Source organism: Streptomyces sp. NPDC055025 (assembly GCF_053608565.1).
In genome coordinates this window covers 21302-31052 of sequence record NZ_JBSGVS010000085.1, presented here as the reverse complement: position 1 = coordinate 31052, position 9751 = coordinate 21302, and the positions used below count along the sequence as shown (strand labels likewise).

Annotated in this window: 11 protein-coding genes; 4 read left to right on the top strand and 7 right to left on the bottom strand. The window is 65.7% G+C overall.

Going from position 1 to position 9751, the window contains the following annotated elements:
* Positions 1-30: 30 nt before the first annotated feature.
* Positions 31-1131 (bottom strand): hypothetical protein, encoded by a 1101-nt coding sequence (locus tag ACWGDX_RS35455; protein WP_453632376.1) that lies wholly within the window; start codon positions 1129-1131, stop codon positions 31-33.
* A gap of 23 nt (positions 1132-1154) precedes the next feature.
* Here ACWGDX_RS35455 and ACWGDX_RS35450 point away from each other — a divergent pair, with 23 nt between their 5' ends.
* On the top strand, positions 1155-1412 hold the full coding sequence (locus ACWGDX_RS35450; RefSeq protein WP_453632374.1) for an effector-associated constant component EACC1: 258 nt from the start codon (positions 1155-1157) through the stop codon (positions 1410-1412).
* Between the two features lie 199 nt (positions 1413-1611).
* Entirely contained in the window at positions 1612-1809 is a 198-nt protein-coding gene (locus tag ACWGDX_RS35445) for a hypothetical protein (RefSeq protein ID WP_453632372.1), read from the top strand.
* Positions 1810-1816: 7 nt separating this feature from the next.
* Here the strand turns inward: ACWGDX_RS35445 and ACWGDX_RS35440 are convergent, their stop codons facing one another.
* The 5 genes from ACWGDX_RS35440 to ACWGDX_RS35420 form a co-directional block, all read right to left on the bottom strand.
* Entirely contained in the window at positions 1817-2314 is a 498-nt protein-coding gene (locus tag ACWGDX_RS35440) for a hypothetical protein (RefSeq protein ID WP_453632371.1), read from the bottom strand.
* Between the two features lie 3 nt (positions 2315-2317).
* Positions 2318-3238, bottom strand: coding sequence for a VG15 protein (locus tag ACWGDX_RS35435; RefSeq protein WP_453632369.1), 921 nt, complete (start codon positions 3236-3238; stop codon positions 2318-2320).
* A 173-nt stretch (positions 3239-3411) separates the two neighbouring features.
* A complete protein-coding gene (locus ACWGDX_RS35430) occupies positions 3412-4845 on the bottom strand; it encodes a phage portal protein (RefSeq protein WP_453632367.1) in 1434 nt (477 codons plus the stop codon).
* Positions 4846-4880: 35 nt separating this feature from the next.
* The gene (locus ACWGDX_RS35425; RefSeq protein WP_453632365.1) at positions 4881-6077 is read right to left on the bottom strand and encodes a terminase; all 1197 of its coding nucleotides are present in this window, start codon (positions 6075-6077) and stop codon (positions 4881-4883) included.
* A gap of 165 nt (positions 6078-6242) precedes the next feature.
* Entirely contained in the window at positions 6243-6530 is a 288-nt protein-coding gene (locus tag ACWGDX_RS35420) for a hypothetical protein (protein ID WP_453632363.1), read from the bottom strand.
* On the opposite strand from ACWGDX_RS35420, the gene ACWGDX_RS35415 reads away from it, so the two are divergent.
* Positions 6520-7116 carry an endonuclease domain-containing protein gene (locus ACWGDX_RS35415; protein WP_453632361.1) on the top strand — a complete coding sequence of 199 codons (597 nt, stop codon included), beginning with the start codon at positions 6520-6522 and terminating at the stop codon, positions 7114-7116. The genes ACWGDX_RS35420 and ACWGDX_RS35415 overlap by 11 nt on opposite strands.
* Here ACWGDX_RS35415 and ACWGDX_RS35410 read toward each other — a convergent pair.
* Positions 7113-7541, bottom strand: a complete 429-nt coding sequence (locus ACWGDX_RS35410; protein WP_453632359.1) for a phage terminase small subunit — start codon at positions 7539-7541, stop codon at positions 7113-7115. The genes ACWGDX_RS35415 and ACWGDX_RS35410 overlap by 4 nt on opposite strands.
* 1120 nt (positions 7542-8661) lie before the next feature.
* Here ACWGDX_RS35410 and ACWGDX_RS35405 point away from each other — a divergent pair.
* A complete protein-coding gene (locus ACWGDX_RS35405) occupies positions 8662-9741 on the top strand; it encodes a hypothetical protein (protein WP_453632357.1) in 1080 nt (359 codons plus the stop codon).
* The last annotated feature ends 10 nt before the right edge of the window (positions 9742-9751 follow it).

The following is a 9751-nucleotide window of genomic DNA, read 5'->3' as shown; positions in this document are numbered from 1 at the left end:
GGTCAGCCCACTGGGCTGACCCCGTCACGGTTATGCGTTGGCCGGGTCGGTCTCGGAGACGCGGCCGGTTGGGTTCCACACCTTCGCGTCGGAGACGCCAGTGATCTTCGCGAGCTCGGAGGCCGCAGTCGGGTAGTCCGACGTGCCGTCGAGCTGGAGCTTGATGCCTCGCACGAAGTGCTCCTGCGAGCTGATGATTTCCTTCTCGTTCACCTCGTCCCAGCCGACGAGAATGTCCGTCACGGACCGGAATCCGTTGTAGGTATTCACGACGGAACGATCCTGCAAGTACAGGGAGTCGTAGTCGCGAATCCAGCGCAGGGCGATTCCCTCGAACGAAGTCGTCGCACCGTAGGGAACGGACTGCGGAACGGACGGGGCGCCGGACAGGAAGATGAAGCCGGAGCTGGCGAAGGCGTAAGCCGCGTCGCTCGGAATCGTCTGGTCGACCACGATGCGGAAACCGAATCGCTCGCCCAGCGTCGCGGTGCGAAGGGCCGATTCGGCCTCCGAGTCACCAACATTCTGGGCCAAGTTGAGCTTCTCGTCGTTAAGCAAGGCAGACTCGAAGTCGGAGCCGACGAGGAGGTAGCGGCCCTCCTTCGGTGCGTGGAATGCGTTGAGAACCCGGCGTGCCTCGATCAGCGCTCCGCGAAGGTTCTGACCCGTGTTGCCGATGGTGACGGCGTACTGCTGGCCTGTGAGCGTCTTCACGGCTCGGCGCTGAAGGCCGCGCGAAACGGCCTTGACCTGCGGGCGGAGCAGCTTGCTCCACTGGTCGATGTCGAAGTCGTTCTGCTCGTCGGTCAGCTTGACGGCGGAGTAGGAGTTGCCGCCGAAGGTGACGGCGATCTTCCGCTCGCTGTACTCGTCGAACTGAATAGGGGTGCTGCGGTCGTTGCGCCATGCGTAGTCGTGGAAGGGCAGGATTCCTTCCACCTTCATGCTGATGGTGTCGTTGTCCGCGCCCTTGAACTGGTCGATTCCCTGCTTCTGGAACAGGTTCGGGATGATCAGCTCCTGTTCGAGCATCCCGACTGCCGTGTTCACGAGCTTCTGAGGCTTGACGACCTGATGCTGATTGGTGGGCAGGATGACCTCCGAAGAGAGAATATGGGGGTTGGTGGCCATGACGTGCGACCGACTTGCCTTGTATGTGTTACTTATGGATGCATGTGGTATTTATGATCATTGGGGGGGAAATGGTCTCGGAACTGTTCGTCCTACTCGGCGCCTCGGGCGTGCTGAGCGCGCTCACTCGCGCACTCGCGATTTGGTTGCGGTCTAGCCATCCAGGGCGAGTGAAAGTGAAAGGCCGAGGAGGAATCGAAGTAAGCCTCGACCTCTCCAACCCGAGCGAAGCGGCGCGGTACTTGGAGACCCTCACCGAGCCCGACTCTGAGGGCAGGTGATTTTGTGTCTCAAGCCACGGGAGCCGGAGGTCCTAATGGGGCTGCTGTTCTAGCAGCTCAGCCTCGACGGGTCTTCAATGCCGACCAATTGAGCGCTTCCTTCGGAGGCGCTGGGGGTGGGATCGGCCTGGTCGCGATCGGTAGCCATATGGACCCGAACGGGATCTGGAGTGACGTATTTCTATACCTCGCTCCCGTCGTGGCCATTGCCTTCACCGTTGTGATGAGCTGGGTCTTCGCGAAACTTGAGCAGCGCGAAATCCGCAACCAGAATGCGAAAGCGATTGCCACCGTCCAGTCGGAAATCAGTGATCCGGAGACCTCGCTTGAACGCAAGAACGAGCTGAAGGTGATACTGAAGTCACTTCGAGACGAGAGGATCGCCTACCGGCTCTAAGGGAAAACTAGAAGCGCCGGGTGCGCCGAGCGAGCTTGCGCGGGTCCATCTCGCCGTCGTCCTCGTCGGACGGGTTGAGGCCACCGCCGAGGGATTCCGGAGCTGCCGGGGCGAGGAGTGCTCGCAGCGCCTTCGCGTCGGCTTCCAGTTCCTCGGGGGTCGTGCCGCGCAGTCGCGCGGCCAGCTCGTCGGGAAGCTCGTACTTCCTTGCCACCGTGCCGACCACAAGCGAATGCTCCAACTCGGCGTTCTTCGCCTTAACGTCAGCGAGCGCGGCCTCGAAGTCCTCCGGACTCTTCGCCTCGGAGAGCCTCGTCTCGGCGTCGCGCAGTCGCGTGCGGTACGAGGCGGCCTCGCTGCGCACCTTGGTCAGCTCCTTGCGGGCCCACTCGGGGAGGGAGTCCTCCGTGGTGCTGGCCGGTGCCTCCGTCGACTGGGGCTCACTCTGGGGCTGCTCGCTCTCGCCGGTCGGCTCGCCGCTGGGGGCAGGGGTCTCTTCGGGCACGGGTCACGCCTCCTGGGCTGTGTTCGAGGACGGCCGCGCCTCCTGGGCTGCGGCTCGTTGCTTCTGGCGGATGTAGCGCCGCCAGGCGCTCACGGCCGACTTGCCGCTCAGGCCCTTGGTGACCTGGGGCCATTGGGCCTCGTACTCGCGGGACAAGGCGGTCAGCTCCGAGCCCTGGTACTGCTGCATGGAGAAGACCGGGGCCGCGTAGCAGTGACAGTTGTCGTGATAGCGGTCGCCATCGGCGAATGTCGCGGACTCGCGCGACTTGTAGACCGGACCTCGGCTGATGAGCATGGCGCACCACCCGCACGGGGTGCCTGTACGAGACAGCCGCACGTACCCCAACGCCCTGCGGTCGCGGCGCATGTGGTTCCAGACCGTCGACCGGCCCCCGTTCATGGCGACACGGGAAGCCGCGGCTGCCTGCTGGGCGCCCGCCTGGCGGTGCGCTTCCTCGCGGGCCTTATCGGCGTCCTTGGCCGCCTGGTCGTCGCTGATCTCGTCGAGGCGACGGTTCAGGTTCTGCGAGCCGAGGGCGTCGAGCACGGTCCGGAGTTCATCCTCGGCCTCCCGCTCGATGCGCTCCTCTTCTTCACGGAGCCCTTTAAGTTCCTCGACGAGGATGCGGTCCCAGTCCTCGTCTCCGTCCCTCTCGTCGTCGCCGGGCGCCGCCTGGGCGTCCTCCTCGACTGCGGGCGGGGCGTTGCCGGACTCGCCGGTCGCGGCCTCGCCCTCTGTGTGGGCGGGGGATGGGGGTTCGTAGGTGCCGGCCAGCTCGGCGAACTCGCCGCGGAGGTCGGCGAGAGAGACGTGTTCCGGCTCCGGGTGGTAAGGGTCCGCGACCGTGCTACCTGTTTGTAGTGCCCGCGCGAGGCGGTAATACGCGCGGGCGAGATCGCGGGACTGTCGCCTGCGCCCCATGACGAGAGAGATGGCTCGGCGTAGCCAGCCAGATGCCGTAGCTGCCCGTTGCGCGGCCGGGACCTCATGCCACAAGGACAGGACATCAGTCACGGTCGCGGCGCCGATCTGTGACAGCGCGACGTGGAAGGCGGTCGATGCCTGGTCGGTCTCCTTCTGCCGTGCTGGGCTGCTCACGCTGCGACCCCCAGTTCCGTGCTGCGCCGAACATCGGGCGTTGCCCGTTGTAGGGCGGTCGCGAGCTGGCCCACCGAGTCGTCGTCCTCGGCGAGTTGCTCCCAGTCCTCGAACTCGTTCTGTGTGACGCCGGGAACCCTTCGCCACAGACCCTTGGCCGGGATGCCGAGCTGCTCGCGCAGCTTGCCCAGCGCGTCGGCGGCCTGCGCGAGGCTGCGCTGTTCCATGTCGCGCCAGATGACCTCGCCTTTGTAGTCCTCGGCGGAGGTGGCGTTGCCGGCCAGTTCGGCGGCCAGCCTGAAGACCCGTTCCCAACACTCCCCGAAGGCGGTACGGAACTCCGCGATCTTGCGGCTCAGCGCCGTCTCGGCAGCGAGGAGGGCCTCGGCGCTCAAGTTGGCGATCTGGCCGAGTAGGTGGTGCGGTGGGGTCTGGCTGACGGCGGCCAGGTGCCTTATGGACATGTCCACCGAGTCGATGAACCCGCCGAGCGGTGTTTCGTCGAGCGATCCGAAGTGAACATCCGGGTCCTCGGCGAACAGGAACCGTTTCGCGTTGTGGTTGATCGGCAGCGGGACGGGATTCCCCTGGGCGTCGAGGACGGCCTCGCCGGTTTCCGGGTCGCGCTGAACCGGCGGGGCCATGCCGGTAACGGTCCTGACCTTCACTGAGGCGTACGTCTGGGCAACCAACAGATCGAAGATCGTCTGGTTGATCCGGTCCTGGAGCGCGATCATCGGCTCGATGACGCCCAGCGTCCGGCCTTCCAGGTCGACGCTCGCGGCGAAACGCGTGACCGGGCACTCCGAGGCGCCATGCTGGCGCCCGGCCGCCACCGTGATCCCGTCTTCGTCCTCCAGGCCCTTGAAGGTGACGGTGTACTCGTAGCGCGCGTCCCACATGCGGGCCTTGCCGAGTGACTCTCCCGAGGGCCAGGATGTGACCGTCAGCGCCGCGTGCGGGACGTCGTCGTTGGCCGCGTCCTCGTACAGGGCAGCCGTGCGCAGGGCAGACAGCCCCTTCGTGCGCACGGTGCCCGTGCGGGACTTCTCGGTGACGGTGAACGAGTGCCCGTACGTCAACGCACCTCGATACACCGCAGCTTGGCGGGCGTCGAGCCGGGAGCGCTGCCAGTGCGCCCACTCGACCGTGGTCGTCTCGGCCGGAGCCGGGAGGCCGCCGCCGGCCTCGCCCGACCGGAACCCGTCGACATAGAGGGCCTGAGCCGGGGTGCCGACGAGCAAGGGCAGCCAGTTCGACACCGACCGGCGCGCGAGGAGCCGGTACTCGTTGTCGGCCTGGGGCGGCATGTACGGGTCGTCGTGGTGGCCGTGAAGGTAGTCGTCGATCCGCTTCAGGCGGTCGCCGTCCCGATTCAGGATGGCGAGGAGCTGTCGCGCGAGCGAGGCAGGGGATAGGGAGGTGGTCAAGTAACCACCACCCTTGCCACACTCTTACAATCGGCTCACAAGAAATAGCCCCGACCGGTTCTCTTCCGGACCTTCTTACCGCGTGCCCGGAGGTCGACGAGGGCCTCGTGCGCGAGCATCAACGCGGCGTACGCGTCGACCTTGCGCGGGGACTCCCGCCCCTCCTTGCCGAAACTAATTCCGTAGTTGTTGGTGCGGCGCCGTGCGTTGAGCGCGTGTCGGCGGAGCTTGCGGTCGCCGTCGTGGACGAGTTTGCGGTCGAAGACCGACCGCATCAGCCGCTCGTGCGCCATGGTTGAAGCCTTCAGGCTCGACCGCATGTCCCAGCCGATCGCGTCCTTACCTGGTGCCTTCACGGCCAGGCCCTCGCCGTACGTGTCCGACCACTCGGATATGTAGCTCTCCCAGAGGGCCACATCGGCGTAGAAGCCGTGCACCTCGAAAGTCCGGAAGGCTTCGTGTACTGCGCTGTCGACCTGGACGCGCGGGACGGCCCAGTCGTCACCGCGTGGGCCGTCCGGCTTTTCCCAGAGACCCAGGACGCAGGCGTACATATCACTGACGCGCAGTGCCACCAGGGCAGTTGCGTCATCCTTGAGACCGCCATCGAAGCCCATCACGATATCGTCACCGGGCTGGAGCATCTTGCTGTCGTCTCGGAGGACGTCCCATTCGGCTGGCCCATACAGGGCGTCCTCGCTCGCGACGATCTGGTTCAGCCACATGCGCCGGGACCGACTCGGCGCAATCGTGGTGTCGAGGATCGACTGAAGGATGGTTTCGACCCGCAGCCACACCGCGTCACCGCGGATCTTCGGCAGAACGATCCGGATCGCCTCGGGCGTCAGCGGCGTTGCCGGGTGAGCCTCGATCGAGTCGTACATGAAGCCGACGTCGGCCGCGCGGCCGTCGAGGATCTTCTCGTACGCCTCGCGCATTCGCTCGGCGACGCTGTCCTCGCCGGGGAGGTACGCGTTCGTGATCGCCAGGTAGCGCGAGTCCTTCTTTGTCGCGTTGCCGTCGATCGTCTCGTACATGCGGTCGCCGTTGTTGCCGGTGACCCAGTGGTGCGTCTCGTTGAGCACCGTGAACGTCACTCGCCCGCCTTCGAGGGCGCGGAACGAGCTGGTGACCGCTTCGAGGCGCTGCCGGCCGCCGTTGGCGCGGATCAACTCGGCCCCGGCTTTGATGCCGTACGTCTCGATCATCTTGTCCGAGATCAGGGACGGCATCAGGGTCATCGTGTTGCGGGTCTGGTCGCGGCTGACGGCCGCGATCTGTACCCACGCCTGGGGGTGCGGAGCCCCGACCGGCTGGCCGCCCTCCCAGTGGGAGAAGCGGGAGGGGCCAACGAACTCAACCAGGCTGATGACCGCGAGGAGCGGGTCTTTGCCGGGTCAACCCCAGCCCTTGAGCCGCTGAAGGACGCCCTTCCGGTGTGTAAACCGGCCGGACTCGTCAACGGCGTACCAGTGAAGGACGAAGCGGAGCTGCTCGCGCGTGAAGCGCCAGGGCCCGCCGTCCTCGGCCTTCAGGTACTCGGCGCACCACCCGGCGATCTGCCAGCCGAGTGTGCACTTGGGGAGCGTCCAGGAACCATCCGGGTTCTTCAGCCATGTCGGGCCGAGGAAGGCCGGTTCGAGTGCGTCGATCTCTTCTACTGTGAGGGCTGGAATGGGACTCACCTCCCTACGGCACAAGTCGGTCCTTCGGCGGCGGCTGTCAGACCTAGGGGCTACCGTCTGCCGCGTGAGGATTGGGCTTAACTGGGTCGATGAGGACCCCGAGATGTGCCGGATATGCGATGAGTGGGTCTGTGCTGAAGATCGTCGCTATGGCCGGGACTTATGCCTCGACTGTGGTCCGGCTTATCGACAGGCCAAGCGTTACGGCCTCACCGTTCCGCGGGTGAACGCGATCCTGCGTATCCAGGATGACCGCTGTCCCCTCTGCGACGAGAACCCTGGGGACGACGCTGTGAACGGTCCGATTTGGTGGCACATCGACCACGATCACGACTGCTGCTCCGGCTGTCCGCGCTGCGTGCGCGGGCTGCTCTGCAAGCTCTGCAACACGGACCTCGGCCATTACGAGAAGCGTCTCCGCTTCCATCGACAACGTTGGCGCTACCCGGCGGTTGATGCCTACTTGGTCGATCCGCCAGCGCGGCGGGCTGAAGCGCGCAAGCTACATCCGGACGACATGGGGTGGGCTCGGGTCAGGTATTGCAGCCTTTCATGGCGCGCCGTCCCTCTGACCTGGAAGGGCTAGGCGTTCAGCCCCAAGTCCTTCTTGTAGTCGGCGATTGCGAGCACTGCCGCGGACTGCTCCTCCGGCTCGGGCTCGTGGAGTTCGATGCGCACTCGGCGTCGGTCGCCCTCGGCTACAAGCAGCCGCTCGAAGGCCGAGTAGATGGTCTGGAGCATCTGGCCCGAGCGTTTCCCCGCCTTCTTGTAGTAGCTCAGGTCTTCGCACAGTGAGTAGGCCAGCGCCCAGTCACTCGCCTGATAGAAGTCGGCCTGGCCGGAGTCCTTCAGGGAGTCCCATAGTCGCCTGGCGATCGGGTGCCAGGTGCGGTCGCCGTTCGGCACCTTGGCGGGCCGGGCGAGTCCACGCGTAACCGGCTGAACATCACCACCTTTGCGTTCGCGAGGGCGAGCGAGGTCGGCCTCGCGGTTCGGTACAGGGCCGGGCATGACGACACGCCTCCAACCCCCGCCTGGCAGAGCTGAGTTAGGTACAATCGGTAGTGGTGAGACAGTTTCAGCCCGTTGAAACGTGTGATCTCTGCACGTTTCAACGGGCTGAAACTGACCCATCGCGCGGGAAGCGACCGCGCAACCTGGGCTCGATCGACCATCGGACTATGACGCGGCACGAGACTGCGATCCGCCCAGGGCAAAGCCACACGCAGCGACGCACTTCGTAAACGGCACGGCTCAAGGAGAAGCTCAGTCACGTAAGCGCTGACAACGCACAGAGGATTCGCTAAGCGTCAGGCAGTCCCTCAGTCATGACCACGAACGCGGTGGTCGAACTGAGGCTGCCGTCTGCCGGTTCGACTGCCTTACTGGAAGGTTTTCGAAGCGGTGGACTGGAATTCCATCTCGTTATTCGTACTGGCTGCGTTCGGTGCGGCGAGCCTAGTTGTCACTCTGTTCGTCTCGTTTGTGAGACAACTTCCTGAGCTGGCCAGGGAACTTCGAAGGGCTCGCCGGGCCTTCAAGGAGCGCGATGACGAGCCGGATAGGCCGGCTGCGGACCAGGAAGAAGACCGGGATGACACTCGGTCCTCTTGAAACGCTGCGCGTTTCGTCGCCGCTTAGCCGCAACGGCGTGAGCTCCCTCGCGTGAGGACTTGGCCCGGTGATGCCATCCGCAGAGCGACCTTAGGTTGGCTTCTCGATGGTTGTCACCGGGCATCACGTGGTCAACGTCCGTCGCGGGCTCGGCGCATCGCACGCCGTACTCGTCTCTCGCGGTGCACTGGTGGTCGTCGCGGCGTAGAACGCGGAGCCGTAGTTGAGGCCAATTCGCCGGTAGGCGCTGCCTGCGGTCGGAACCCGTCCAGGACATAGAGCCTCCAGGGGCGTATCGATAAGAGGCTCTGGGCACCGGCGAAGGGGGCATCAGAAATGGGCCCCCGGAGGGGGCCATTGGCAAAGCCCTCAAGCCGTGGAGCTCAACCGTCTACTCGTATATACGGAGCCTGGCGGCCAACCTGGAACACGAGCACGTGTGAGCACAGCCACACTCTCTCATGGGTGGATGGCGGATCGTTGGATCAACTCTTGCAATGTGGCCACACTCTTGCGTATGGTGCACGGCACAGCAAGCAAACGACCCTGGCTCGACGGTGCGCGAACACTGGCCGGGGTTGTCGACCGAGAGGGGTATCTCTCGATGCGAGTGCATCGCAACCGGCACGACCGTGCCTTCGTCGTCGTCCCCAACGCGGCCGTACGCCACAGCGCCTTGTCCCTGTCCGCCCGAGGTTTGCTCGTCACCCTCCTGTCGCTCCCGGACGGCACCCGCGCCACCGTCGACACCGTGACCGATCAGGTCGAGGAAGGCCGCCGCGCCGTGTCGAAAGCGTTCAGCGCGCTGGAGAAGGCGGGCTACCTTCGCCGCGAGCGTGGCCAAGACCCTGACACCGGACTCTGGGGAACGCAGACCCACGTCTCTGACCTGCCGATGGACCACATCCCGGCGGTCGGTGCACCGAAGAGCCGGGGCGTCGGCGATCTTCCCAGGGGGGAAAAGAACCAGGGAAAGAACCTCCTCCCCGAGCTCCAGCCCAACGGCGACGAGGCGCTGCCGTCTCGAACCGAGGAGGAGGAAGATGCCTCCGGCGATGACGACCACGACGACGCAGTGACCGGTCGGGCCGCCGCAACCCTCGCGCAGCTCGGCGACGCGGACCGTCGCCTGGCACTCAGTACCAGCGAAGTTCTCCGCCTGGCCCCCCTCGCCTCCGCCTGGCTTGCCCAGGGCCACACCCCCATGAAGATCGTGGCAGCCCTGACCACCCGCCTGCCGGAAAGTGTCGACTCCGCAGCCGCCCTGGTCTCGTACCGGCTGAAGAACCAGATGCCGGCCATGCCCCCGCCGAAGGCGCCGCCCGCCCCGGACGCCCGCCATCGCTGCCAGTCCTGCGACGCCGTGTTTCCCGCCGGGGTTACGCAAGACTTGTGCAAGCTGTGCCGCGCAGAGATGGAGCGGGCCACCGCCCACATCCTCGGAGCCCCGGCTCCGGCCCCGATTGCCAAGGACCAGCCCGCGCCCATCAGCGACGAGGCGGCCGGGCTGCTGGCCGCCATCCGCCAGCGCCGCGCCAATGCTGGAACTGCCAGCGCCGCCCGCCGCCACGGCTGCCCAGCCTTCGCCGCCGCCTGATCCTGCCAGC